The sequence below is a fragment of the Pseudomonas sp. CM27 genome, assembly GCF_013179515.1.
In the GTDB taxonomy this organism is placed as follows: domain Bacteria; phylum Pseudomonadota; class Gammaproteobacteria; order Pseudomonadales; family Pseudomonadaceae; genus Aquipseudomonas.
Genome location: NZ_JABMCN010000012.1, coordinates 1 through 24,121, shown reverse-complemented (window position 1 = coordinate 24,121; position 24,121 = coordinate 1). Strand labels below are relative to the sequence as shown.

Sequence of the window (24,121 nt, the reverse complement as noted above, 5' to 3'; positions counted from 1 at the left end):
CCGTGCCTGAACACATGCCCGTACATGTGAAATAGGCTCAACCCTCCCCGCCCGGCCCAATTCCCATAGGCCCAGCGGTTGAGTCTTGCCCAGGTCGCATCCGTGCAACCCCCTCGCCCCTGCCGGGTCGAGCCGGTGTGCGCGTCCGAAAAGGCGCTCATCCCGCTCATCCAACTAGAGGTACGTATGTCTCCGCGTTTGCTGGCCATGGCGCTGGCGCCCCTGCTCGGGCTGTTCATCATTGCCCTGGGCAACGGCTTCATGTCTTCGCTGACCACCCTGCGCCTGGGCGCTGCCGGTGAATCGGCCACCACCATCGGTATCGTCTCGTCGACCTACTTCATCGGCCTGACCCTGGGCGCTATCTTCAACGACCGACTGATCCTGCGCATCGGCCATATCCGCGCCTACACAAGCTTTGCATCGCTGATTGCCGTGACCATCCTGCTGCAGGGGCTGTTCTATGACGTCACCTGGTGGTCGGTGCTGCGCCTGATCAACGGCTGGGCTGCGGTCGGCGTATTCCTGGTCATCGAAAGCTGGCTGTTGCTGGCCGGTGACGCGAAGATCCGCGGCCGCCTGCTGGCGCTGTACATGATCGCCTTCTACGGCGCCGGGGTGATCGCGCAGGCCGGCCTGGGCGAAATCACCCATCTGGGTGACACCGCACCGTTCATGCTGGCTGGCGTGCTCGCCGCCTTGTCGGTGCTGCCGATCGTGATCCTGCCGCGGGTGTCGCCGCTGCTGGACCAGGTCGAACCGCTCAAGCCCCGCCAATTGCTGGGTGTGGCGCCCTCGGGGCTGGTCGGTTGCTTTGGCTCGGGTGTGGCCATTGCCGGCATCTATGCCCTGCTGCCGCTGTACTTGCAGCGCATCGGCCTGGATGTCGGTGAAGTGGGCAACATGATGGCCTGGGTGATCCTCGGCGCCATGCTGCTGCAATACCCGGTCGGGCGCTGGTCGGACCGCAAGGACCGCCTGGACGTGCTGCTCGCCCTTGCCGGGTTGTGCGTCGTGCTGTCGCTGGTGACGGTATTCCTGCCGTCGGACTCGATCGTGCTGCCGGCCATGCTGTTCCTGCTGGGTGGCGCTGTATTCACCCTGTACCCGGTGGCCGTCAGCCATGCGGCCGACCGCGCGCCCTCCGATGCGCTGGTGCCGATGATCCAGGGCTTGCTGCTGATCAACTCGCTGGGCTCGGCCATGGCGCCAATGGCAATTTCGCCGGTGATGACCGAATTTGGCGAGGCCGGGCTGTTCTGGGCGTTTGCCGTGGTCAACCTGGCCATGGTGTGCTTCTTCATGTGGCGCCGCGGCAAGCGCCCGGCGGCTGAGCACCCTGCACCGTTCACCGCTTCGACTACCTTCTCGCCGACTGGCGCCGAGTTGCGGGTCACCGAGGACCTGATGCATGCGGCCCAGGAACACCCGCCGCTGGAAGCCTCCGAGCCTGTGCACGCACCGCGTAGCGAAACCGAGTGAAGCCAAGGGGCTGCAGCGCAGCCCCTGCATTTACCACTCGTCGCCCGGAAGGCACCACTGCCCCCGTCCCCAGCCCAACGAATGACAGATCATCCGCAAAGGAGACACGCCATGATCCGCATTCGCCCGCTCTCCCTGTGCCTGGCCCTGGGCCTGGCCTCCATCACTGGCACCAGCTTCGCCGCCACCGACACCAACACCGACAGCCGCCCGCAAACTGACCAGTCCGGCGGCAAGACGGCCGGTGAAGACAGCAGCGTCAACAGCCCTGGCAGCGGCAAGAGCAATGACAGCAGCGACACCGGCAGCAACACCGATGCCGCCGACGGCGCCAGTGGCGGCTCCAACAGCACCGGTGAAGCCACAGGCTCCGGTGCCGGGTACAGCGGTGGCACTGCCGAAGACCAGGACAGCCGCTGAGGCTGGCCTGGACTACACTGCGCCCCATCGCCCTGCCAAGGACTCGCCATGAACCTCAAACCCTGGCTGCTTGCTGCCCTCATACCTTGCAGCGCCATGGCAACCGGTAATAACCAGGGCGCCCTGTCGATCAGCTCTGCTTCGTTCACCGATGGGGGCGTGATTGCCTTGCAGCAGGTCGGGCCAGACCCGGCCTGCGGCGCTGGCGAACAAGTCACCCCGCAACTCAGCTGGGCAAACCTGCCCGAAGGTACCCAGTCGCTGGCGCTGATCATGTTCGACCCGGACGGCGGCAAAGGCATTGGCGTGGTTCACTGGATCGCCTACAACATCGACCCCGCCCAGGATGGCCTGAAGGAAGGCGCTGCCGCGCTGACCGGGCAGCACGTCACGGTGGGCCGCAACTCGCGCGGCACGCTCAGCTACCGAGGTCCTTGCCCTCCCGCCGGCGACAACCCGCACCATTACGCACTGACCCTGATCGCTACTGATCTACCAATAGGCACGCTGCCCGAAGGCCTGGACCGCAGCGGCCTGCTGCAGTTGTTGCAAGGCCATGCGCTGGGGGCTCAAAGCCTGGTTGGGCGTTACGGCCATTGAACCATTCAGTACAAAAACAAATGATCGCCACCATAGCATTTATCCATTGAATGCCCCGGCCGAACTGAAGTAAGCTCGGGCTCATTCACTGGAGAGCAACATGCCGAAACACACCCGCAACCACGCCAACCACACCGGTCGCAGCCTGCGCCCTGTGCTGGCCGTTGCCGGCTGCGTGGCACCTGCCAGCTATTACTTTGGGTATTGGTTTAGCCACTAGGCGCCGATACCCACACGGCGCCCACCTTCGAGGGGCCGCCGAACATGAGAATACTCAACCCCCGGTCGGCTCCCCGACCGGGGGTTTTGCTTTTCAGGCCTTTGCACATTACCGATTCAGATTGAGGACAGATTCATGAACTACGCCACTTATTACTACGCAAGCACCTCCGCCTGGCGATTTAGCCAATCCCGTTCGGGCCAGCCTGCCGCCTCCGTTCGGAATTCCACAGGTGGCAACGCAGCAGTCAATCCGCATTCAACGATTTGTCGAACACCTCGATAGGGCCGACAGCGCGGGCCAGAACCCGCCGTCCGCCCAGGGAAAAACGCCATGCAAGCCTCCAGCCTCGCCCTGCCCCTGACCCAGCCACAAGCCGCCAACAGCACTGTCAGCCTGCGCCTGCCCAGCCCGCACCTGCTCAAGCAGCAGATGCCGCTGTCCAGCGAGCTCACCCAGCAAGTCCATGCCCATCGCCAGGCCATCCGCGACATCCTCGAAGGCCGCGATGAGCGCCTGCTGGTGATCGTCGGCCCCTGCTCGATCCACGACCCGCGCTCGGCCCTGGAATACGCCGATCGCCTGGCCGCCCTCAGCCGTGAAGTCGACGACAAGCTGCTGTTGGTGATGCGCGCCTACGTCGAAAAGCCGCGCACCACGGTGGGCTGGAAAGGCCTGGCCTACGACCCGCACCTGGATGGCAGCGACGACATGCACGCCGGCATCGCCCTGTCCCGCGGGCTGATGCTGAACATGATCGAGCGCGGTCTGCCGGTCGCTACCGAGCTGCTGCAACCGATGGCCGCCGGTTACTTCGATGACCTGCTGGCCTGGGCCGCAATTGGTGCGCGTACCACCGAATCGCAAATTCACCGCGAAATGGTCAGTGGCCTGGAACTGCCGGTCGGCTTCAAGAACGGTACCGACGGCGGCATCGCCATCGCCAGCGATGCCATGCGCAGCGCCGCCCATCCACACCGCCACTTCGGCATGGATGTGCAGGGCCATCCGGCAATCATCGAGACCCTGGGCAACCCGGACACCCATTTGGTGCTGCGCGGGGGCCACAAGGGCCCGAACTACGATGCCGACAGCATCGCCATGGCCCGCCAGGCACTGGCCAAGGCCGGCCTGCAGCCGCGGATCATGGTCGATTGCAGCCATGCCAACAGCGCCAAGGACCCGGCGCGCCAGCCAGCCGTGTTCAACGATGTGCTGGCGCAGCGCCTGGCCGGTGACCGTTCGCTGGTCGGTGTGATGATCGAGGGGCACCTGTTCGATGGCTGCCAGGCGCTGGGCAAGGGCGCGCTGAAATATGGCGTGTCGATCACCGACGGTTGCCTGGGCTGGGCCTCCACCGAAACCCTGTTGCGCGAGGCAGCACAAAAACTGTAAACAAAGGTTGCAAGCCTGGCGAGACATACCCCGGACAAGTGCGCTAGGCTTGGCTTTTTTACCCCAAGGAGCAGTCCCCATGGCCCGTGCAACCGCCCGCCACATCCTCGTTGCCAGCGAAGACAAGTGCAACGAACTCAAAGCCCAGATCGAAGCGGGTGCCGATTTCGCTGAAATCGCCAAAGCCAATTCCACCTGCCCGTCCAGCCGCCAGGGCGGTGACCTGGGTTCGTTCGGCCCAGGCCAGATGGTCAAGGAGTTCGACACCGTGGTCTTCAGCGCCCCGGTCAACACCGTGCAAGGCCCGGTGAAGACCCAGTTCGGCTACCACCTGCTGGAAGTGACCAGCCGCCAGGACTAAGTAGCCAGAAGCGGCTCATGTCCCCTGTGGGAGCGGGTTCACCCGCGAATGCGTCCGTTCACGCAACGTCGTTGCCTGATCTGGCGCTTTCGCGGGTGAACCCGCTCCCACAGGTCCTGTGCTACCTGTTCCTGCTTTGTTTTTCGTTCCATAGCCAGGCTGCACCCAGCCACGCCCTCACCGTCTACGGCGAAGCCCCCCGCTACACCAGCAGCTTCCAGCACTTCGACTACGTAAACCCCAACGCCCCCAAAGGCGGCATCCTACGCCGCTCGGCCATCGAAATCGGCCAGTTCGACCACATTCTGCCGTACATCGACAAAGGTATCGGCGTCAGCGAAGTCGACGGCCTGCTCTATGCCCCGCTGGCCGTGCGCTCGTTCGATGAACCCTATACCGTTTACGGCCTGATCGCCCGGCGCATGGAGCGCGGCCCGGATGACGCCTGGCTGCGTTTTGAAATCGACCCGCGGGCCACCTTCGCCGATGGCAAGCCGGTGCGGGCCGAAGACGTGCGCTTCACCTTCGACTTGCTGATGAGCAAGGGCAGCCTCAAATACCGCACCCAGTTCGCCGACGTTACCGGCGTTACTGTGGAAGGCCCGCGCAGCGTGCGTTTCGACTTCAAGCCCGACCACGGTCGCACCCTGGCGCTGGACCTCGCCAGCCTGCCGGTGCTGCCCGAACACGACTGGCAGCAGCGCGATTTCGCCAACGGTGCCGGCTTCGACAAACCCGTCGGCAGCGGGCCGTACCGCATCGGGCGGATCGACAACGGCCGCAGCATCACCTTCGAACGCGACCCGGCCTGGTGGGCGCGCGACCTGTCCACCAGCCGCGGCCGCTACAATTTCGACAAGCTGCGCATCGAGTACTTCGGCGACACCGAAGTCGCGCGCCAGGTGCTGAAAGGCGGCGGTTACGACTACAACCGCGAGTTTTCTGCCACTGCCTACACCTCAGGTTACAACGGGGCCCAGCTGGATGATGGCCGGCTGCAGCGTGCCCACCTGGGCCCGGCCAAGCCGCAGGTGGCCCAGGGCTTCGTGTTCAACCTCGACCAGCCGCAGTTCAAGGACCGCCGCGTGCGCCAGGCGCTGGGCCTGCTGTGGGACTACGAGTGGAGCAACCGGCAGATGATGCGCAACCTGTATATCCGCCAGCAGAGCGTGTTCTCCAACACCCCGCTGGCGGCCCGCCAGCTGCCGGACGCCGGCGAGCTGAAGCTGCTCGAGCCGCTACGCGGGCAGGTGCCCGACGAGGTGTTTACCACTGTGTTCAGCGCACCGGTCACCGATGGTTCAGGCATCATCCGCAAACAGCAGCTACAGGCGCTGGACTTGCTTGAGCAAGCCGGCTGGCACCCGGAAGGTGATCGCCTGGTGAACAACAAGGGCACGCCGCTGACGTTCACCTTCCTCAACGGCCAGGCGGGGCTGGAGCGCCTGCTGCTGCCATGGAAGCGCAACCTGGCACAGATCGGCGTAACCCTGAACATCCGCAACGTCGACGCGGCCCAGTACGTCAATCGCCTGATGGCCCGCGACTACGACATGATCGTCACGGGCTACCCGGTGACCCTGTCGCCGGGTGCCGAACTGTACAACTACTTTGGCTCGGCGGCGGCCCACGACCCTGGCTCGAACAACCTGATGGTGCTGCAGGACCCAGCCGTCGACCGCCTGATCGACGGCCTGGTGCGTGCCGATACCCAGGCCGACATGCTGCACCACGCCCGTGCCCTGGACCGGGTGCTGCAATGGAATTATTACTGGATCCCCAACTACTATCCCCCAGGCAGCTCCACTGCATGGTGGAACCGCTTCGGCCTGCCCAAGGTGCAAGCCACCTATGATGAAGGCCTGGACACCTGGTGGGAGGTCAGCCCCACCGCGCTGACCAACGCGCAAATGGCCGAACGCCGGAAGCCCTCGCCATGACCTCGTACCTGCTGCGTCGCCTGTTGCTGATCATCCCGACGCTGTTGGCCATCCTGCTGGTCAACTTCGCCATCGTCCAGGCGGCGCCCGGTGGCCCGGTGGAGCAAGCGGTGGCGCGCCTGCAGGGCCTTGGTGGCGGCGCACCCGGGGCGCGGGTCGAGAGGGTGCACAGCGAGTCCAGGGCCACCCGGGGCCTGGACCCGAAACTGCTCGAAGAAATCAAGCGCCAGTACGGTTTCGACAAATCCGCGCCAGAGCGCCTGTGGCTGATGCTCGGCCAGTATGCCCGGCTGGACTTCGGCAACAGCTTCTTCCGCGGCGCCAAGGTCACCGACCTGATCCTCGACAAATTGCCGGTGACCCTGTCCCTGGGCTTCTGGGCCACGCTGATCACCTATCTGGTGTCGATCCCGCTGGGCATCCGCAAGGCGGTACGCCACGGCAGCCGTTTCGATGCCTGGAGCAGCGCATTGGTCGTGGTCGGCTACGCCCTGCCCTCGTTCCTGTTCGCCCTGCTGCTGATCGTGCTGTTCGCCGGCGGCACGTCGCTGAACTGGTTCCCGGTGCGCGGCCTGGTTTCCGACAACTTCGACCAGCTCAGCCTGCTGGGCAAGCTGGCCGATTACTTCTGGCACCTGGTGCTGCCGGTCGGGGCATTGGTGATCGGCGGTTTCGCCACCCTGACGCTGCTGACCAAAAACGCCTTCCTCGACGAGATTGCCCGGCAGTACGTGGTGACCGCCCGGGCCAAGGGCCTCAGCGAGCGCCGGGTGCTGTATGGCCACGTGCTGCGCAACGCCATGCTGCTGGTGGTGGCCGGGCTGCCGCAGGCGCTGATCACGGTGTTCTTTGCCGGCTCGTTGCTGATCGAGGTGATCTTCTCGCTCGATGGCCTGGGCCGCATGAGCTATGACGCCGCCGTGTCCCGGGATTACCCGGTGGTGTTCGGCACGCTGTTCATCTTCACCCTGGCCGGCCTGCTGATCCGACTGATCGGTGACCTCTCATACACCCTGCTGGACCCGCGCATCGACTTCGACACGAGGGCGCACTGATGCTTTCGCCGGTATCGCGCCGTCGCCTGCAACGCTTTCGCCGCAACCGCCTGGGCTGGGTTTCACTGTGGTTGTTTGCCGGCCTGCTGCTGTTGAGCCTGGGCGCCGAGCTGGTGGCCAACGACAAACCACTGCTAATGGGTTACAAGGGCCAGCTGTACGTGCCAGCGTTCAAGCGCTACACCGAGCAGCAGTTTGGCGGGCAGCTGCCGTTCCAGCCCGACTACCGCAGCGCCTATGTGCGCCAGTTGATCGCAGACCAGGGCGGCTGGATGCTGTTCGCGCCCATCCCGTTCAGTGCCGACACCCCCAACTATGACCTGCAGGTACCCACCCCCAGCCCGCCCAGCACGAGCAACTGGCTGGGCACCGATGACCAGGGCCGCGATGTGCTGGCGCGGGTGCTGTATGGCACGCGGGTATCGTTGCTGTTCGCCTTTGCCCTGACCGCGGTCAGCGTGCTGATCGGCGTGACCGCCGGTGCGCTGCAGGGCTACCACGGCGGCTGGGTCGACTTGCTGGGCCAGCGCCTGCTGGAGGTGTGGTCGGGGTTGCCGGTACTGTATCTGCTGATCATCCTCAGCGGTTTTGTCGAGCCGGACTTCTGGTGGCTGCTGGGGATCATGGCGCTGTTTTCCTGGTTGACCCTGGTCGATGTGGTGCGTGCCGAGTTCCTGCGCGGGCGCAACCTGGAGTATGTGAAGGCTGCCCGCGCGCTGGGTTTGAGCGACAACCAGGTGATGGTGCGGCACATTTTGCCCAATGCCATGAATGCCACGCTGACCTATGTGCCATTCATGTTGACCGGGGCAATTACCACACTCACCGCGCTGGACTTTCTCGGCTTCGGCATGCCGGCTGGCAGTGCTTCGCTCGGTGAGCTGGTGACCCAGGGCAAGGAGCATCTGGAGGCCCCGTGGCTGGGCCTTACCGCGTTCTTCGCGCTGGCGGTGATCCTGTCGCTGCTGGTGTTCATTGGCGATGCACTGCGCGAGGCATTCGACCCACGAGGTTGAGTGGGCGGCACAGGCCCGCGTGGTGCCTGACTGAAAGCTTGAACCAAAGGAGCGTTTGCATGGCACTTCAAGGCAAGACTGCACTCATTACCGGCTCCACCAGCGGCATCGGCCTGGGGATTGCACAGGTGCTGGCCCGGGCGGGCGCAAACATCCTGCTCAACGGCTTTGGCGACCCGGCCCCGGCACTGGCCGAAATCGCCCTGCACGGGGTCAAGGTGCTGCATCACCCGGCGGATTTGTCGGACGTGGCCCAGATCGAGGCGTTGTTCGCGCTGGCCGAACGCGAGTTCGGCGGCGTCGACATCCTGGTCAACAACGCCGGTATCCAGCATGTGGCGCCGGTCGAGCAGTTCCCGCTGGAAAGCTGGGACAAGATCATCGCCCTCAACCTGTCTGCGGTGTTCCATGGCACACGCCTGGCCTTGCCGGGCATGCGCACACGCAATTGGGGCCGCATCATCAATATTGCCTCGGTGCATGGGCTGGTAGGCTCGACCGGCAAGGCGGCTTATGTGGCAGCCAAGCATGGCGTAATCGGCCTGACCAAGGTGGTGGGCCTGGAAACCGCAACCAGCCATGTCACCTGCAACGCCATCTGCCCGGGCTGGGTACTGACCCCGCTGGTGCAGAAGCAGATCGACGATCGTGCTGCCAATGGCGGCGATCCGCTGCAAGCGCAGCACGATCTGCTGGCAGAAAAGCAGCCTTCGCTGGCTTTCGTCACTCCCGAGCACTTGGGTGAGCTGGTACTATTCCTCTGTAGCGAGGCCGGCAGCCAGGTCCGCGGTGCTGCCTGGAACGTCGATGGTGGCTGGTTGGCCCAATGATGGGTGGCCTGGGCCTGGCAGCGGCCTTGCATTCGTTTATCTGCAAGGAGGCCCTATGCGCCCAACCCCGATCACCGCGATTCTGGCCCTGACCCTGGCTGCCGCCGCTCCGGCGATGGCAGCCAGCCTGAAGGACGTCGCGCCCTACCCCGAGGCAGAAAAAGGCTTCACCCGGCAGGTCATCCACCTGCCGGCGCAGGCCGACGAGTCGGCCTACCAAGTGGAAATTCTTGCGGGCAAGACGTTGAAGGTGGACTGCAATCAGCAGCGCCTGGGCGGCAGCCTTGAGCAACGTACCCTGGAAGGCTGGGGCTACAACTACTACCGCCTGGACAAGGTCAGCGGCCCGCTCAGCACGCTGATGGCCTGCCCGGACGGCAAGCAGACCGAAGCCTTCGTGCCGGTGGTGGGTGAAGGCTTCATGCTGCGCTACAACAGCAAGCTGCCTGTGGTTGTGTATGTGCCAAAGGATGTGGAGGTGCGCTACCGCGTGTGGTCGGCGTCACAGGACGTGCAAAAGGCCACCGTCGAGTAAGCGCCACCCGTTCACAGGGATCGCCCCCGCCATGGATGGCCTCGGGCTGATCAGATCAGGCATAATGCGCCCCTTTTTTGCACCCCGATGCACAGGTATCCCATGAAAGCCCAAGCCCGCCACATCCTGGTCAAGACCGCTGACGAAGCCGAAAAGCTCAAGCAGCGCATCGCCAACGGCGAGGCGTTCGATGTGCTGGCGAAAAAGTTTTCCATCTGCCCTTCGGGCAAGCGTGGCGGCGACCTGGGCGAGGTTCGTCCTGGCCAGATGGTTGGCGCCATCGACCAGATCATCTTCAAGAAGCCCTTGCGTGTAGTGCACGGGCCAATCAAGAGCAAGTTCGGCTATCACCTGGTGCAAACGTTCTACCGCGACTGATAGCCCAGGGCCACCTAGCATTTTTGCCAGTTGTCCCTTCTCCGCGTATTCCATACAAGTCAGGCAGGGCCGAAGCCTCCCCGATGGCGTCGCTTCAGGTAGTGGACCCTCTAATGGACCCGGAGACCTGCCTATGCGCTGCCCTCGCCTGCTGCTGCCTGTAGCACTTCCTCTACTGACACTGCCTTTGCTGGCCCAGTCCCAATCCTTGACGGTCGTACCGGGCGACAGCCTGGGCGCGATCGTGCAGACCGCCGACGACGATGCGGTCAGCATCAGCGGCGGCACGGTTCTGTCGTTGCAGCAAGGCAATGGTCGGGACGCGTTCAGAATGAAGGGCGGCACCCTGGGGTCGTTGAACCAGGGCGGCGACATGGACACATTCCTCATGACCGGCGGCACCATCAGGGGCGCTTTCGAAGATGGCGACACTGCCAGGTTCAAAGGCGGCAGCATTGGCCGGATAGACCTGAAGCTTGCAGACAACTTCCTGGAAATGTCCGAAGCGCCCGGGGGCAGTACCACCGTGGTCGGCAACGTGGTCAGCGGCTTTGGCAACGACACCATCGTCATTCTGGGCGGCACCATCGGCGGCAACATCAGCACCAGCGGTGGCGTGGACACCATCACCATCAGCGGCGGCAGCGTGCAAGGCAACGTATTGGCAAGTGCGGGCAACGATGTCTTCAAGTGGCTGGGTGGCACCATCGGGCGGGTCGACATGGGTGGGCGAGTCGACATGGGCAATGACGACGACACTGCCACGGTCAGTGCCATTGACCTGGTAGCCTCGTCTGTCACCCTCGACGGCGGTACTGGCACGGACATATTGACCTTTGTAAACAGCCAGGTCGGTAAAGGCGCGCTGTACATCAACTGGGAAACCATCAAGCTCAGCCAGGGCAGCCAGCTGGCCCTCGACGACACCTTGAAACTGGGTGATCTGGGCGCCAGCGAACCTCGGGTAATACCTGCCACCGGCACCGGCACCTTGCAGATCGATGCGAGCAGCCGACTGTTCAGCAGCACAGGCAGTATCGCCAGCGCCCAGAGCGGCAACAAGGCGACGGTTGAAAACGCTGGCATCATCGACCTCAGTCGTGGCAACGATGCCCAAGGCCGCCTGACTATCGAGGGCAACTACAGCGGCAACAATGGCACCCTGCGCTTGAACAGCGTGCTGGCCGGTGATGGCGCGGCCTCTGACCGGCTGGTGGTGAGCGGTGGCGCCATCAACGGCTCCACCCAGTTGCTTGTCGACAATTTTGGTGGCACAGGCGCGGCAACTCCGCAAAAGGGGATCCTGGTCGTCGAAGCACGGGACGGTGCCACCAGCACGCCAACAGCATTCGTGCAGACGCAGAGGCTATCAGCCGGCGCATATGACTATCGTTTGTTCAGGGATGCTGAGAGCTTCTACCTGCGCTCGACCTTGGTCGCAGCACCCGCTCCCGCCCCGCAACCAGAAGACCCGACCCAGCCTGCGCAACCGATTCCTACCCCGCCTGTCGCGGCGCCTGCGCCCGGCCAGATCGAGCTGCCCGCAGCGGTTCAAGGTGAGAGCCTGCCACTGTATCGGCCTGAAGTTCCGGTGTATGCCGCTGCGCCAAGGGGCGCCGCAATCATCGCCCGCCAGGCGTTGGGCACTTTCCACCAGCGCCAGGGCGATCAGCTGCTGCTGCAGGGCGAAGGCGCCCTGCCCGCCAGCTGGGGCCAGGCCTACGGTGGCAGCCTGCGCCAGCAGTGGAGCGGCACGGTCAGCCCGAGCGTGGATGGTGACCTGTACGGTTTCAAGGTCGGCCAGGACGTGTATGCCAAGGTTGGCGACAACGGATACCGCCAACACGTGGGTTTCTACGTCAGCCATAGCCGGCTGGATGCCGACATCAAAGGTTTCGCACTGGCCATGCACGACCGCAGCGTCGGTGACCTGAAACTCGATGGCGACAGCGTGGGCGCCTACTGGACGCTGGTCGACCCGCAAGGCGCGTACCTGGATGCGGTATTGCAGTACTCCCGCCTCGATGGCCGGGCGCGCTCGCACCGCGGTGACAAGCTGAACATCGATGGCCATGCCTGGACCGCTTCGCTGGAATCCGGCTACCCCATCGCCTTGTCCGAACGCTGGACGCTGGAGCCACAAGCCCAGCTGATCGCACAGAAGGTCTCGCTCGACAGCGCCAGCGACAGCGTCTCGCACATCAGCCATGACGCTCAGGTCGAGCTGACCGGCCGCCTTGGCGTGCGCCTGCAGGGTGCATTTACCGGCAGCAGCGGGCGGCGGCTGCAGCCCTATGCGCAGGTCAACCTGTGGCACGGTGATGGTGGCCGTGACACCCTGACCTTCGATGGCGCCGACAAGATCAAGACCGACTACCGCTATACCTCCGTGCAACTGGAAAGCGGCGTGGTGGCGCAGGTCAGCGAAGCGCTGAGCCTGCATGGCGGCGTGCAGTACAGCGCCAACCTGGACAGCCGCCAGCAGGAAGCCAGCGGCGTCAACCTGGGGGTCCGCTGGCAGTTCTAGCGCCGTGCAGCCAGCAAGCCGAGGCCAGCGCAGCCCAGCAGGGAGGCGCTGACCCGATTGAACAACCGACGCGGGCCAGGCTGGCTGAACCAGCGTTGCATGTAGGCGCCAAGTCCCCCGTAGATCGCGATCGCGGCCCACTCCAGCAGCAGGAACAGCACACCCAGCCACAGGAACTGCTCGCTTACCGGGGTAGCGCTGCCAACCGAGACGAATTGCGGCAGGAAGGCGGTGAAGATCAGGATGGCCTTGGGGTTGCCGGCCGCGACCCAGAACTCCTGGCGTGCCAGGCGCCAGGTGCCGCGCGGGTGATCAGCGGCGACCACGGCCTCGCCCACCGGCGCACGCCACAGTTGCCAGGCGATGTAGAACAGGTACGCCGCACCCACCACCTTGATGGCCAGGAACAGGTATTCGCTGGTATGCAGTACCACCGCCAGGCCCATGGCCGCCAGGGCGATCATGCCGCTGAAGGCGACAATACGTCCGCCACCGGCCACGCAGGCCGTGCGCAGGCCGTAGCGGCTGGCGTTGTGCAGTGACAGCAGGTTGTTCGGCCCCGGAGCCATGTTCAGGGCAAAGCAGGCGGGGATGAAGAGCAGCAGGCTTGAAAGGTCCATTCTTGTTTTCCTTTGACAACAGCCGTCTATTTCGGCGTGTCGAGGGCCTTGCGGTCAAGCTACAGCCAGCGATAAAAACTGTACGGGTACGCCGCAGCTGTTAATCTTCCGGCGCTATCGAGGACAGCCTGATGCCCCCTTCCCAAGCCGCCCTGTGGCGCGACCCGGCCCTGCCGCACGTCGAAAGCCGCCGCGCCTGCCACAGCCGGGCCTGCTACAAGGCCCACAGCCACCCGACGTTTTCGATCGGTGCGGTGGATGCCGGTCATAGCCATTTCACCGGTGCCGGTAACGGCCAGGAACGCCTGACGCCCGGCACGCTGGTGCTGGTACCTGCCCACCGCGTGCATGCCTGCAACCCCGCGCCCGGGCATGCCTGGAGCTATCAGATGCTGCATGTGGATGCCCACTGGCTGACGCAGCTGCGCCGTGAGTCCGGGCTGGACATCGCCGACACGGCAGCCCCGGCACGTATCTGCCGGGAGCCAGCGGTGTATCGACAATTCTGCGAGATGAACCGGGTGCTGTTTTCCAGCGCCAGCAACGCTGAGAAGGACGCAGCGCTGATTGCTTTTCTGGGTGACCTGGACTGTCGCGCACATGCACCGCTGCTGGCGGCGCCGGGGCTGGGGGCGAGCGCGTTGAACGGGTTGCTCGCACGCGTCGAAGACATGGACCCTGCGCACTTGAGCCTTGAACTGCTGGCCAGGGAGGCAGCACTCGGGCGCTATCAGCTGATCCGAGCATTTCGGGCGGCCACCGGGTTTACTCCGCATGCCTACCTGCTCAATGCCCGGGTCAACCGGGGGCGGCAGATGCTCGGTGAGGGGCAGGCGCTGGCGGAGGTGGCCTATCAGCTGGGATTTGCCGACCAGAGCCATTTCCAGCGGGTATTCAAAGCCCATGTGGGCATGACGCCGGGGCAGTATCGGGCTGACTGAAAGCCTGTAGGAGCATGCAATATTGTTCAATACGGCTTGTGCGCAGCTGGGCAGACTGCGGCTTTTCCGCAAGAGCCGCCCCCATGCAACAATTCCTGATCATCGCCCTCGCCCACTTCCTCGCCCTGCTCTCGCCCGGCCCGGATTTCTTCCTGGTCGCGCGCTCATCGATCAACAGCGGCTGGCGCATCGCCAGCGGCGCGTGCCTGGGTATTGCCCTGGCCAACGGCGCGTTCATCGTCATGGCCTTTACCGGCCTTTCGGTGCTTCAGGAAGGCACCTTTCTGTTCATGGTTCTGCAGTTGGCCGGTGCCAGCTACCTGCTGTACATCGGTGTGCTGTTCCTGCGCCATGCCGGGCAAACCAGCATGAGCGCGGCAACGGGCAAGCAGGCTGTGCAAGGCTGGTGGCATGGCTTGGGCATGGGTTTGCTGTCCGGCCTGCTCAACCCCAAGAACGCGCTGTTCTATGCCAGCCTGGCCAGCATGGTGGTCAGCGCCAGCGCCGGCTGGAAAGCAGCCTACGCGCTGTGGATGTTCAGCATCGTGCTGCTATGGGACCTGCTGGTTGCCTTGGCCATCGGCAACCCACGGGTACTGCGGCGTTTCGCCCGCAGCCTGGGGTGGCTGGAACGGGCCTCAGGGCTCATGCTGGTGCTGCTGGCTGCGGCGTTGCTGTTTCACCTGGCCTGGGGCTGACCAGTTTCAGCGTGCGCATGTCCATCAAGGTGAAATGGCCGCTGGCCCAGCCACCCGTGTCCAGATGCCAGACATTACCCAACTGCTTGGCCTCCAGCACCGGTGTGTGGCCGACCAGCAAGGCACGCAGGCCGTTCACCGGCCGGGTGTCGCCAAACTTCAGTCGCCGCCGCGACCACTGGCACACTTCACGTACTTCGGGGTTGTCATCCAGTTCCAGCCAGCTCCTCAATTCTGCCCATTCGGCAAATGGGCTGTCGGCATGCAACAGGCCTACCAGGCCTGCTGCACTTTCAACCTCTATCGCAATCGGCAGTTGCTCGAAACGCTGCACGAAAGGCAACTGTTCGGCCCGCGGCAAGTCAAGAAACCAGCTGCCCCCAGCGGCGCGGTACATGTCCAGGTCGAGTCGCCCGCCGCGCACGCGGGTAATCGCCAGGGCCTCATGGTTACCTTGCACGGCATGGAACCAGGGCTGCGCCAGCCATTCCAGCGCCGCCTCGCTGTCCGGCCCACGGTCGACCAGATCACCTACGCTGAACAGGCGATCCACGGCCGGATCGAACCCTACCGCATCCAGGCAGTGTTTCAGCCGCTGGAAGTGACCATGGATATCGCCGACTGCCAAGTCCCGCCCGCGCAGGTTGGCCATCAGACGCCGAAACCGTCCCATTACAATCGTCCTCTGCTGGTCGCGCCACGCCAGGGGTAAAATGGACCTACACGCCACTCATTGCGCAGGTGCTTCATACGTACCGCCCTTTTATGTGCCGTGCTCATGGCGCTTTCACTGAACAGCATGGCACAAGGCACCCCAGCCGCGCAGGTGGAGGTGCGTTTCGATCATCCGGAAAAATTCCGCCGGCAAAGCCGACCAGCAAGCCCGGCAACGGGTCAGCGACAAGATGTACCTCAGCCGCCCCGGCCGGGCCGCCAGCAGCAGCGAGCGCCTGCACGCCGAAAAGGCCATGCACGACGACTGGTTCCGCCAGCGCTTCGCCGCGCCCCCGGCTTCCTGAAAAACCCTTCACTGGTACAGGCGTTGATGCCGGTAGTATGCTCGGCGTTCAACCTGTACCAGGGAAGGGTTTTTCATGAAGCTATGCGCCGTGCAACTGGCCTCGATCAAGGGCGATGTGCCGGGTAACCTGCAGCGCCACCTGGCCTGCATCGAACAGGCTGCGGCCCTTGGCGCCGAAGTGGTGGTGTTCCCTGAGCTGTCGCTGACTGGCTATGAGCCAAGCCTGGCGCGCCAGACTGCCTTGCCGATCAGTTCGGCACGGCTCGACCCGCTGCAGGCAGCCTGCGACCGCCTCGGCATCAGCGTTGCCGTTGGCCTGCCGCTGCCGACGCCGGACGGCATCCGCATCGGCATGCCGATCTTCCGCCCCGGGGCGCCGCGCCAAGCCTATGCCAAGCGGCGCCTGCATGAAGACGAGCTGCCCTGGTTCACCCCCGGCGACCAAAACGTGCTGCTGGAAGTGGGCGAGCACCGCCTGGCACCCGCCATCTGCTACGAATCGATGTTCATGGCGCACGCCGCGGCAGCGCACGAACACGGCGCCGACCTGTATCTGGTCAGCGTGGCCAAAACCGCCAAGGGCATCCGCGAAGGCTACGCGCATTACCCCGAGGTGGCGCGCGAGCTCGGCATGCCGGTGCTGATGGCCAACTGCGTGGGCCCTGCCGACACATTCATCGGCGCCGGTGGTTCTGCCGCCTGGGACAGCCAAGGGCGCTTGCTGGCCAGCCTGGATGAGCGCAGCGAAGGACTGGTGCTGCTGGACACCGCCAATGCCAGCGCCGTGACGTTGCCGTTGGACCCGCACCCCGCATGATTTATCTGTTTCTGGTGTTGCTGAGCTACGCCTGCACCTACTACGTGGTCGGCTTGATCATTCACGGCCAGCTGGCCGATGTGGCCGAAGGCCTGCGCCACCGGCCCGATGCCCCGACGCCCGGCGAATACCTGCGTGAAGTCCGGCCACATGCCAGGCGAGCCCACCGGCATTACACCCTGCTGGCAGGCTCGGCGCTGACGGTATTGGCCTGCCTGGTCGCCAGCTGGTTCTGCTGACGCTTTACAGGTCCAGGGCCAGGCTCTCCCGCCCCTCCAGCGCCAACAGGTACTGCTTGGCCGCCAGCCCGCCGGCAAACCCGGTCAGGCTGCCCGAAGCGCCGATTACCCGGTGGCACGGTGCGATGATCGAGATGGGGTTGCGGCCATTGGCGGCGCCCACCGCGCGTACCGCGCTGGGGTTGCCGATCTGCCGGGCGATGTCGCCATAACTGCGGGTCTCGCCAAAGGGTATCGCCAGCAGCGCGGCCCACACCTGGCGCTGGAACTCGGTACCGGCAAAATCCAGCGCCAGTTCGAACCGCTGGCGCTTGCCGGCGAAATACTCGCCCAGCTGGCGGGCGGCTTCCCGCAGTACCGGCGACTGGTCGTTACGGTGCAAGGCCCCCAGGCGCACGCGGTTTTCCCGCTCCTGTTCCCACAGCACGGCGGCCAGGCAGTCGCCGCGGGCTACCAGGGTCAGCGTGCCGACGGGCGATGGCATGAAGGTGAAGGCGCTGGACATCAGCAGGCTCCTGGCAAGTTGCGATCAGCGAACTGTACGCATCCACAGCCCTTCACGCACTCGCTTTCTTGCTCAGGTAATCGCGCAGCCGGCAATCTGCCTTGCCTGAGTGAGGTTGACCTTGGGTATCAGCTCGGTCGGTATCCGCGAGGTCGCCGACAGGTTGTAGACGTGGAAGTGCTCGTTGACCACCTCGCGGGCCATCAGCGTCAGCGATGGCAGGATGCGGCTGTCCCAATGCTGGTCGAGCCCGCACGGTGAGCATGGGCCCTGGCCTTGTTCATAGAAACGGCCTACCGCCTGGTCCAGGTCCACGCCTACCAGCAAGACCTCTTCGAAGCCCAGGTGGTAGGCCAGTTGCAGGGCCACATACGCCACGGTGCGTGCATCGAAGAAGCCATGCGCCAGGTCTTTGCTGAAGGCGATCGAGCGCGTGCGCTTGCTCCACAGGGCACGGTTGCACACACAACTGCCGCCGTGGCCGCGCAGGCCATCGAGCAGGCCCGGCGTATCGGCCTTGTGCAAGGCATAACGCTCGGCGTCGGGCGCTACCTCGGCACCTGAATACTGTTCCGGCCACAGTGCCAGGCGCTGGCTGTCGCGCAGCGCGATGGCGAACAGGGCCGGCTGTTGCAGGCGGAAGCTCTTGTCGGTACACACGTAGAAGAACGGCCGGATGCCATGTTCGGCGGTCATGGCAACCGACCCGTTCATGGCGATGATGGGCAGGTGCGCGAACTCGCCCAACGGAAAATGCCTGGCGGATGCGCCCGAAGCGAGGATCACCACGGGGCCATGCTGGGTATTGCGACACGCCTCGAAACTGGAGAACGCCCCGCGTTCAGCGCTTGGCTGCGACGGAAGTGTGTTCATCAATGGCTTCTTTGGGCTGGACAGTTCAAACCACGATACTGATCCCTGTATTACGCCGTGGCCGCTTTTACTTAACTTTACCCAAGAGAACAGTAGTCAACGGACGCGTCCCGCGCTTGCCAGGCGCCGGGGCCGGATAGCCCTGACGCCGGGTCGCAACCTACAGCTCAGCCAGGCGGATGCGCTTCTTGTCGATCTTGCCGACACTGGTCCTCGGGATTTCACTCACGCAACGCAGCTGTCGCGGTATCGCCCACTTGTTCAACTGCCCGCTGTCGACATACGGCTGCAGGTGGCGGGCCAGCGCTGGTTGATCCAGTAGCTCACCGTCATAGCAGACCACCAGGGCCAGGGGTTGTTCCCCCCACTTTGGGTCAGCAATACCGATCACCGCTACCGACGCGACGGACGGGTGCTGGCTGATGAAGTTCTCCAGCGCGACCGAGCTGACCCACTCGCCGCCGGTCTTGATCACATCCTTGATACGGTCGCGAATGCGCACCACGCCCGCCGCGTCGATGCAGGCCAGGTCACCGGTGTGCATCCAGCCCCCCAGCCACAACGCTGCACCCTGCTCCGGTTCATGCAGGTAGCCTTGGGTCAGCCACGGCGCACGCACCACGATCTCGCCCAGGCTTTCGCCGTCGTGGGGCACCGGCGCGCCCTCGCTGTCGACGATGCGCAGGTCCACCATGGCGATTGGCACGCCGGCTTCGATGCGCATTGGCAACTGCTGCGCCATCGGCGATGCCAGGAGGTCGGCGTTCAGGTGGGTGATGCTCAGCAGCGGGCAGCTTTCCGACATGCCGTAACCGCAATGCACGCGGATGCCACGCTCGCTGGCGCGCTGCGCCAGGCCCAGGGTCAGGGCACTGCCGCCCAGCAGCATTTTCCAGCCAGTCAGGTCGGTGCAGTGCCCTTGCTCGCTGTCGAGCATCATTTGCAGCACGGTGGGCACGCAATGCGAAAAGGTCACCCCCTCTTCACGGTAAAGGCGTACCAGACGGTCAGGTTCGTAGCGCCCGGGATAAACCTGCTTGATACCCAGTGCAGTGGCCACATAGGGCACGCCCCAGGCATGCACGTGGAACATCGGCGTAATGGGCATGTACACATCACCACTGCGCAGCAGCGGCTGCTCGCCGCATGCGGCCAGGGTGCCCTGTTCGACCAAGGTATGCAGCACCAGTTGTCGATGGCTGAAGTACACCCCTTTGGGGTTGCCGGTGGTACCGCTGGTATAGAACAGCGTGGCCAGCGAATGTTCGTCAAAGTCAGCAAATTCAAACACCGGTTCGGCGCCCGCCAGCAGGTCTTCGTACTCGCCCAGCAGCGCTACACCCAGTGGCGCGGGAGCCCCGTCACTGAGGCGGATGAAGCCCTGTACGGCAGGCAAATCTGCGTGCAGCTGCTGCATCAACGGCAGAAAGTCGTCATGCACCAGCACCCACCGGTCCTCGGCATGGTTCATGGTGTAGCGCAGCTGCTCGGTGGACAGCCGCACATTCACCGTGTGCAGCACCGCACCCAGCATGGGTACGGCAAAGAAGCACTCCAGCGCCCGATGGCTGTCCCAGTCGAGCAAAGCCACCGTGTCGCCTGGCCTGACCCCGGCGGCAGTCAGCACGTTGGCCAGCTGCTGGATACGTAGCAGCAGCGTGGTGTAGGTGTAGCGCAACCTGTCGGCGTAGACGATTTCCTGGTTGGGCTGGTAACGCACGCCAGACAGCAGCAGGCGCTTGATCAGCAGCGGGTAGGCATAGGCATGCTCGGCCGCCGGCATGATGCGCGTGGTAATCGTGCTTGAGGGCTTCACAGTTGCCAGCCCTCGAGCAGGTACAGGCTATCGCTGCCGGCCCTGACACTGGCACTGAGCGAGTGAATGCGGGGCAACAGGCGCGCGAAGTAGAAACGAGCGGTACCCAGCTTGCTCTGGTGGAACGGCTCGGCTGCAGCCTGGTCCTGGCAGACCACGGCCATGCGCGCCCACAGGTACGCGTAGAAGGTGTAGCCAAACACCTGCAGGTATTCAACCGCCGCTGCGCCAAGCTCCTGCGGGTTGCCCTGGCCCCGGTCCAGCAACCAGGCCGTAAGGTCATCGAGATTGCGCACAGCGGCGAGCAAGGGGGCGCTGAATTCGGCGTATTGCGCAGGCAACGCTTCGGCATAGGCGGCGATTTCGTCAGACACGCTGCGATACGCCTTGCCACCCTCACCGAACAGTTTGCGCCCTACCAGGTCGAGCGCCTGGATGCCATTGGTGCCTTCGTAGATCTGGGTGATACGGCAGTCGCGAATCAATTGCTCCTGACCCCATTCGCGGATATAGCCGTGGCCACCGAGTACCTGCTGGCCGTGCACGGTGGTTTCCAGCCCCATGTCGGTCATGAAGGCCTTGGCCACCGGCGTGAGCAACGCGACCTTGGCCTCGGCCCGAGCGCGAGTGCCTGGGTCTTCACTGTACCTGGCCAGGTCAAGCTGCAACGCGACGTAGGTGGAAAACGCCCGCCCGCCTTCGTTCAGCGCTTTCATGGTCAGCAACATGCGCCGCACATCCGCGTGGACGATGATCGGGTCGGCGCTTTGCGCCGGCGCCTCGGCCCCCGTCGCAGCCCGGCCCTGCAGGCGGTCGCGGGCATAGGCAAGGGCGCCCTGGTAAGATCGCTCGCCCAACGCCAGGCCCTGAATACCCACGCCCAGGCGCTCGTAGTTCATCATGGTGAACATGGCATTGAGGCCCTTGTTCGGCTCGCCCACCAGGTAACCGACGGCGCCGTCGAAGTTCATCACGCAGGTGGCCGAGGCCTTGATGCCCATCTTGTGCTCGATCGAACCGCAGCTCACTGCATTGGCCTCACCCAGAGCGCCCTCTGTGTCGACCAGCACCTTGGGCACCAGGAACAGCGAGATGCCCTTCGGCCCTGCCGGCGCATCCGGCAGCCGCGCCAGCACCAGGTGAATGATGTTCTCGGTCAGGTCCTGCTCGCCGCCGGTGATGAACATCTTGGTACCGCTGATGCAGTAGCTGCCATCGGTGCCTGGCTCGGCGCGGGTGCGGAGCAGACCAAGGTCGGTGCCGGCATGGGGCTCGGTGAGGCACATCGAGCCAGCCCAGCGGCCTTGGTACATAGGTGGCAGATACAGGGCCTTCAAGGGCTCGCTGGCGTGATTGAGCAGCGCCAGACAAGCGCCGGCAGTGAGCATCGGATAGAGGCCGAACGACAAGTTGGCCGCGTTGAGCATTTCTTCGAGCTGCGCAGCGATAACCTTCGGCATCCCCATGCCGCCGTACTCCGCAGCCCCGGCTACGCCCACCCAGCCGTCATCGGCAAATGCCCGGTAGGCGTCGACGAAGCCGTCGGGGGTATGAACCTGGCCGGCTTCCCAGCGGCAGCCTTGCTCATCGCCGCTGCGGTTGAGCGGCGCCACCCTTTGTGCAATCAGCTTGCCTGCCTGTTCCAGCACGGCCCGGGCGGTGTCAGCATCGACCTGCTCGACCAGCGCAGGCGTTTGCGCCCACCAGGCCGGGATGTCGAACACTTCGTTGAACAGGAAAGCCATGTCGCGCAGCGGCGGAAGGTAATCAGACATGAGGCGAACACTCGGTTTTTGGGGTTGGCGAAAGCGTTGCGGCCTGGGCTTCGGCAGGCGCCGGGGCACCCTGGCCGCGCAGGAGGAAGTGCGACAGCGCCGGTATCAGCACCAGCGCGCCGAGCATGTTCCACAGGAACATGAAGGTCAGCAGCAGGCCCATGTCGGCCTGGAACTTGATCGGCGACCAGGCCCAGCCGACCACGCCCACCGCCAGGGTAATGCCGACCAGTCCCACCACCCGGCCGGTGAAAGCCAAGGCCTTCTGGTAGGCCTGGGCCAGGCTCAAGCCGGCGCGCTGGTAGTGCAGTTGCACGCTCAGCAGGTACAACGCGTAGTCAACGCCAATCCCCACCCCCAGTGCGATCACTGGCAGGGTGGCGACCTTGACGCCAATGCCCATGGCCACCATCAGCGCCTCGCACAGCACCGAGGTCAACATGAGCGGCAATATCGCCACCAACGTGGCGCGCCAACTGCGGAAGGTGAGCAGGCAGAACAGTGTGACCGCCAGGTACACCAGCAACAGCATGCGATGGTTGGCCTCGCGGACCACCTCGTTGGTGGCGGCTTCGATACCGGCACTGCCGGCGGCCAGCAGGAACTGTTGCCCGTCACCGCTGTTGGCGGCGGCAAAGCGTTCGGCCGCTGCGGCCACCTGCGCCAGGGTGTCGGCGCGGTGATCCTTGAGGTAGGCGATCACCGGCATCAGCGAGCAGTCGTTGTTGAACAGTTCCGGGGCGTTGACCGAGGCCTGCTGGGCCGCGTAGTTGAGCACGTCCTGGTTGCGTTGCAGGCTGTTCAGGCGGGGGTTGCCTTCGTAGGTACCAGCGGTGATCTGGCGCACGGCATTGGCCAGCGACACGGTGGTCTGTACACCCGGCAGCTGTTGCAGCTCCCACGCCAGGCGGTCGGCGAGCAGCAGGGTGCGGTATTGCAGGCAGCCTTCTGCAGCGGTCTTTACCATGACCGCGAAGGTGTCGCTGGACAGCGCGTAGTGTTCGGTAATGAAGGCGTTGTCGAGGTTGTAGCGTGAGTTTGCCCGCAGCTCGGGGGCGCCGCTGTCGAGGTCGCCAATTTTCAGTTGCAGGCTGCCCCAGGTGCCCAGCGCCGCCAGCGCCAGGGCAACCAGCAGAGCGGCGCTGGCCCATTTGCGCTCGGTGAAGCGCTCAAGCAGCGCCCATGGATTGACTCGCCGAGGTGCGCCGCCACTGTGCAAGCGCCCTTCCCCGCGCAGGGCCCAGCGCGCATCGATAGCCAAAGCTCGCTCGGCAGCCGTGCTGCCCACACCGACATAGGACAGTGCCACCGGCATCAGCAACAACGACGTGAAGATCAGCACCGCCACACCAATACTGGCAGTAATCGCCAGGTCCTGGATGACCGGGATGTCGATCAGCATCAGCACGGCAAAGCCCACGGCATCGGCCAGCAGCGCGGTTACCCCGGCCAGGAACAGGCGGCGAAAGGTGTAGCGCGCTGCGACCTGGCGGTGGGTGCCGCGGCCGATGTCCTGAAGAATGCCATTCATCTTCTGCGCCGCATGGGACACACCGATGGCAAAGATCAGGAACGGCACCAGGATCGAATACGGGTCGATGGCATAGCCCAGCCAGGCGACGATGCCCAGCTGCCACACCACCGCAGTCAGCGAGCACAGCACCACCAGCAAGGTGCTGCGCAGGCAGCGGGTATAGCAGTAGATGATCAGCAGGCTGGTGAGCACCGCCAGGGCGAAGAACGCCATCACCTCGATCAAGCCGTCGATCAGGTCGCCCATCAGCTTGGCAAAGCCGATGACATGGATACGATACTGGCCGCTGGCCTCGTAACGGGCGCGCAACTGCTCGAGCTTCTGCGCGAAGGCGTGGTAGTCCAGCCCCTTGCCAGTGGCCGAGTCCTGGTCGAGCAGCGGCACGATCAGCATGCTCGACCTGAAGTCACGCGCGACCAGGCTGCCGACAATGTTGGCGCGTTCGATGTTCTGGCGCAGTTGCTCGATGTCTGCCCTCGCACCCTGGTAACTGTCGGGCATGACCGGGCCACCCTGGAAGCCT

At 64.4% G+C, this 24,121-nt stretch carries 23 protein-coding genes and 1 pseudogene; 17 read left to right on the top strand and 7 right to left on the bottom strand.

Translation table 11 applies throughout. From position 1 onward, the window contains the following. Positions 1 to 186: 186 nt before the first annotated feature. From HP547_RS02965 to HP547_RS02910, 12 genes are all read left to right on the top strand, one after another. Complete coding sequence (locus tag HP547_RS02965; RefSeq protein WP_172285468.1) at positions 187 to 1,482, top strand: MFS transporter; 1,296 nt, start codon at positions 187 to 189, stop codon at positions 1,480 to 1,482. Between the two features lie 111 nt (positions 1,483 to 1,593). After that, a complete protein-coding gene (locus tag HP547_RS02960; protein ID WP_172233302.1) occupies positions 1,594 to 1,902 on the top strand; it encodes a hypothetical protein in 309 nt (102 codons plus the stop codon). Between the two features lie 48 nt (positions 1,903 to 1,950). Further along, on the top strand, positions 1,951 to 2,502 hold the full coding sequence (locus HP547_RS02955; RefSeq protein ID WP_172285467.1) for a YbhB/YbcL family Raf kinase inhibitor-like protein: 552 nt from the start codon (positions 1,951 to 1,953) through the stop codon (positions 2,500 to 2,502). 553 nt (positions 2,503 to 3,055) lie between these two features. Then, positions 3,056 to 4,117, top strand: coding sequence for a 3-deoxy-7-phosphoheptulonate synthase (locus HP547_RS02950; protein ID WP_172285466.1), 1,062 nt, complete (start codon positions 3,056 to 3,058; stop codon positions 4,115 to 4,117). Between the two features lie 79 nt (positions 4,118 to 4,196). Next, the gene (locus HP547_RS02945; protein WP_009686645.1) at positions 4,197 to 4,478 is read left to right on the top strand and encodes a peptidylprolyl isomerase; all 282 of its coding nucleotides are present in this window, start codon (positions 4,197 to 4,199) and stop codon (positions 4,476 to 4,478) included. Between the two features lie 17 nt (positions 4,479 to 4,495). Continuing rightward, positions 4,496 to 6,418 carry an extracellular solute-binding protein gene (locus tag HP547_RS02940; protein ID WP_172285465.1) on the top strand — a complete coding sequence of 641 codons (1,923 nt, stop codon included), beginning with the start codon at positions 4,496 to 4,498 and terminating at the stop codon, positions 6,416 to 6,418. Continuing rightward, positions 6,415 to 7,473 (top strand): microcin C ABC transporter permease YejB, encoded by a 1,059-nt coding sequence (locus tag HP547_RS02935; RefSeq protein ID WP_172285464.1) that lies wholly within the window; start codon positions 6,415 to 6,417, stop codon positions 7,471 to 7,473. Before HP547_RS02940 ends, HP547_RS02935 begins: the two co-directional genes overlap by 4 nt. Continuing rightward, entirely contained in the window at positions 7,473 to 8,489 is a 1,017-nt protein-coding gene (locus HP547_RS02930) for an ABC transporter permease (RefSeq protein WP_172285463.1), read from the top strand. Before HP547_RS02935 ends, HP547_RS02930 begins: the two co-directional genes overlap by 1 nt. Before the next feature lie 59 nt (positions 8,490 to 8,548). Beyond that, positions 8,549 to 9,319: a 3-hydroxybutyrate dehydrogenase gene (hbdH, locus tag HP547_RS02925; RefSeq protein ID WP_172285462.1), complete on the top strand. Its 771-nt coding sequence runs from the start codon at positions 8,549 to 8,551 to the stop codon at positions 9,317 to 9,319. A gap of 55 nt (positions 9,320 to 9,374) precedes the next feature. After that, positions 9,375 to 9,854, top strand: a complete 480-nt coding sequence (gene eco / locus HP547_RS02920) for a serine protease inhibitor ecotin (protein ID WP_172285461.1) — start codon at positions 9,375 to 9,377, stop codon at positions 9,852 to 9,854. Positions 9,855 to 9,956: 102 nt separating this feature from the next. Next, a complete protein-coding gene (locus HP547_RS02915) occupies positions 9,957 to 10,232 on the top strand; it encodes a peptidylprolyl isomerase (protein ID WP_172225200.1) in 276 nt (91 codons plus the stop codon). 133 nt (positions 10,233 to 10,365) lie between these two features. Further along, the gene (locus HP547_RS02910) at positions 10,366 to 12,759 is read left to right on the top strand and encodes an autotransporter outer membrane beta-barrel domain-containing protein (RefSeq protein ID WP_172285460.1); all 2,394 of its coding nucleotides are present in this window, start codon (positions 10,366 to 10,368) and stop codon (positions 12,757 to 12,759) included. Here HP547_RS02910 and HP547_RS02905 read toward each other — a convergent pair. Next, the gene (locus tag HP547_RS02905; protein ID WP_172225193.1) at positions 12,756 to 13,379 is read right to left on the bottom strand and encodes a LysE family translocator; all 624 of its coding nucleotides are present in this window, start codon (positions 13,377 to 13,379) and stop codon (positions 12,756 to 12,758) included. The two genes, HP547_RS02910 and HP547_RS02905, sit on opposite strands and share 4 nt — an antisense overlap. Positions 13,380 to 13,510: 131 nt before the next feature. Here HP547_RS02905 and HP547_RS02900 point away from each other — a divergent pair, with 131 nt between their 5' ends. Both HP547_RS02900 and HP547_RS02895 read left to right on the top strand, forming a co-directional pair. Further along, positions 13,511 to 14,320, top strand: coding sequence for an AraC family transcriptional regulator (locus tag HP547_RS02900; RefSeq protein WP_172285459.1), 810 nt, complete (start codon positions 13,511 to 13,513; stop codon positions 14,318 to 14,320). 83 nt (positions 14,321 to 14,403) lie between these two features. After that, positions 14,404 to 15,018, top strand: coding sequence for a LysE family translocator (locus HP547_RS02895; RefSeq protein WP_172225184.1), 615 nt, complete (start codon positions 14,404 to 14,406; stop codon positions 15,016 to 15,018). Here the strand turns inward: HP547_RS02895 and HP547_RS02890 are convergent. Further along, a complete protein-coding gene (locus HP547_RS02890) occupies positions 14,966 to 15,691 on the bottom strand; it encodes a metallophosphoesterase (RefSeq protein WP_172225181.1) in 726 nt (241 codons plus the stop codon). The genes HP547_RS02895 and HP547_RS02890 overlap by 53 nt on opposite strands. Before the next feature lie 75 nt (positions 15,692 to 15,766). On the opposite strand from HP547_RS02890, the pseudogene HP547_RS02885 reads away from it, so the two are divergent. The 3 genes and pseudogenes from HP547_RS02885 to HP547_RS02875 all read left to right on the top strand — a co-directional run bounded on the left by HP547_RS02885 (position 15,767) and on the right by HP547_RS02875 (position 17,095). Beyond that, positions 15,767 to 16,037 (top strand): annotated as a pseudogene (locus HP547_RS02885) (hypothetical protein). 75 nt (positions 16,038 to 16,112) lie between these two features. Then, positions 16,113 to 16,856: a carbon-nitrogen hydrolase family protein gene (locus HP547_RS02880; RefSeq protein WP_172225178.1), complete on the top strand. Its 744-nt coding sequence runs from the start codon at positions 16,113 to 16,115 to the stop codon at positions 16,854 to 16,856. After that, a complete protein-coding gene (locus HP547_RS02875; protein WP_172285458.1) occupies positions 16,853 to 17,095 on the top strand; it encodes a hypothetical protein in 243 nt (80 codons plus the stop codon). Before HP547_RS02880 ends, HP547_RS02875 begins: the two co-directional genes overlap by 4 nt. Before the next feature lie 4 nt (positions 17,096 to 17,099). On the opposite strand, the gene HP547_RS02870 is transcribed toward HP547_RS02875, so the two are convergent. The 5 genes from HP547_RS02870 to HP547_RS02850 all read right to left on the bottom strand — a co-directional run. After that, positions 17,100 to 17,600, bottom strand: a complete 501-nt coding sequence (locus HP547_RS02870; protein WP_172285457.1) for a methylated-DNA--[protein]-cysteine S-methyltransferase — start codon at positions 17,598 to 17,600, stop codon at positions 17,100 to 17,102. A gap of 72 nt (positions 17,601 to 17,672) precedes the next feature. Next, positions 17,673 to 18,473, bottom strand: a complete 801-nt coding sequence (locus tag HP547_RS02865; RefSeq protein WP_172285456.1) for a lipopolysaccharide biosynthesis protein — start codon at positions 18,471 to 18,473, stop codon at positions 17,673 to 17,675. A gap of 160 nt (positions 18,474 to 18,633) precedes the next feature. Beyond that, positions 18,634 to 20,256, bottom strand: a complete 1,623-nt coding sequence (locus tag HP547_RS02860) for a fatty acid--CoA ligase (RefSeq protein WP_172285478.1) — start codon at positions 20,254 to 20,256, stop codon at positions 18,634 to 18,636. Positions 20,257 to 20,285: 29 nt separating this feature from the next. After that, positions 20,286 to 22,064 (bottom strand): acyl-CoA dehydrogenase C-terminal domain-containing protein, encoded by a 1,779-nt coding sequence (locus tag HP547_RS02855; RefSeq protein WP_172285455.1) that lies wholly within the window; start codon positions 22,062 to 22,064, stop codon positions 20,286 to 20,288. Next, on the bottom strand, positions 22,057 to 24,121 hold a 2,065-nt coding region (locus HP547_RS02850; protein ID WP_172285454.1), incomplete at its 5' end, for an RND family transporter. The genes HP547_RS02850 and HP547_RS02855, both read right to left, overlap by 8 nt.

Bases quoted from the DNA above. Each gene is read 5' to 3' on its own strand.
- HP547_RS02945 (WP_009686645.1), top strand. From the start codon at position 4,197: ATGGCCCGTGCAACCGCCCGCCACATCCTCGTTGCCAGCGAAGACAAG.
- HP547_RS02880 (WP_172225178.1), top strand. From the start codon at position 16,113: ATGAAGCTATGCGCCGTGCAACTGGCCTCGATCAAGGGCGATGTGCCG.
- HP547_RS02865 (WP_172285456.1), bottom strand. From the start codon at position 18,473: ATGAACACACTTCCGTCGCAGCCAAGCGCTGAACGCGGGGCGTTCTCC.
- HP547_RS02935 (WP_172285464.1), top strand. From the start codon at position 6,415: ATGACCTCGTACCTGCTGCGTCGCCTGTTGCTGATCATCCCGACGCTG.
- HP547_RS02965 (WP_172285468.1), top strand. From the start codon at position 187: ATGTCTCCGCGTTTGCTGGCCATGGCGCTGGCGCCCCTGCTCGGGCTG.
- HP547_RS02960 (WP_172233302.1), top strand. From the start codon at position 1,594: ATGATCCGCATTCGCCCGCTCTCCCTGTGCCTGGCCCTGGGCCTGGCC.
- HP547_RS02870 (WP_172285457.1), bottom strand. From the start codon at position 17,600: ATGTCCAGCGCCTTCACCTTCATGCCATCGCCCGTCGGCACGCTGACC.
- HP547_RS02900 (WP_172285459.1), top strand. From the start codon at position 13,511: ATGCCCCCTTCCCAAGCCGCCCTGTGGCGCGACCCGGCCCTGCCGCAC.
- HP547_RS02915 (WP_172225200.1), top strand. From the start codon at position 9,957: ATGAAAGCCCAAGCCCGCCACATCCTGGTCAAGACCGCTGACGAAGCC.
- HP547_RS02890 (WP_172225181.1), bottom strand. From the start codon at position 15,691: ATGGGACGGTTTCGGCGTCTGATGGCCAACCTGCGCGGGCGGGACTTG.
- HP547_RS02955 (WP_172285467.1), top strand. From the start codon at position 1,951: ATGAACCTCAAACCCTGGCTGCTTGCTGCCCTCATACCTTGCAGCGCC.
- hbdH (WP_172285462.1), top strand. From the start codon at position 8,549: ATGGCACTTCAAGGCAAGACTGCACTCATTACCGGCTCCACCAGCGGC.
- HP547_RS02855 (WP_172285455.1), bottom strand. From the start codon at position 22,064: ATGTCTGATTACCTTCCGCCGCTGCGCGACATGGCTTTCCTGTTCAAC.
- HP547_RS02950 (WP_172285466.1), top strand. From the start codon at position 3,056: ATGCAAGCCTCCAGCCTCGCCCTGCCCCTGACCCAGCCACAAGCCGCC.
- eco (WP_172285461.1), top strand. From the start codon at position 9,375: ATGCGCCCAACCCCGATCACCGCGATTCTGGCCCTGACCCTGGCTGCC.
- HP547_RS02930 (WP_172285463.1), top strand. From the start codon at position 7,473: ATGCTTTCGCCGGTATCGCGCCGTCGCCTGCAACGCTTTCGCCGCAAC.
- HP547_RS02905 (WP_172225193.1), bottom strand. From the start codon at position 13,379: ATGGACCTTTCAAGCCTGCTGCTCTTCATCCCCGCCTGCTTTGCCCTG.
- HP547_RS02940 (WP_172285465.1), top strand. From the start codon at position 4,496: ATGTCCCCTGTGGGAGCGGGTTCACCCGCGAATGCGTCCGTTCACGCA.
- HP547_RS02910 (WP_172285460.1), top strand. From the start codon at position 10,366: ATGCGCTGCCCTCGCCTGCTGCTGCCTGTAGCACTTCCTCTACTGACA.
- HP547_RS02860 (WP_172285478.1), bottom strand. From the start codon at position 20,256: ATGCCGGCGGCCGAGCATGCCTATGCCTACCCGCTGCTGATCAAGCGC.
- HP547_RS02895 (WP_172225184.1), top strand. From the start codon at position 14,404: ATGCAACAATTCCTGATCATCGCCCTCGCCCACTTCCTCGCCCTGCTC.
- HP547_RS02875 (WP_172285458.1), top strand. From the start codon at position 16,853: ATGATTTATCTGTTTCTGGTGTTGCTGAGCTACGCCTGCACCTACTAC.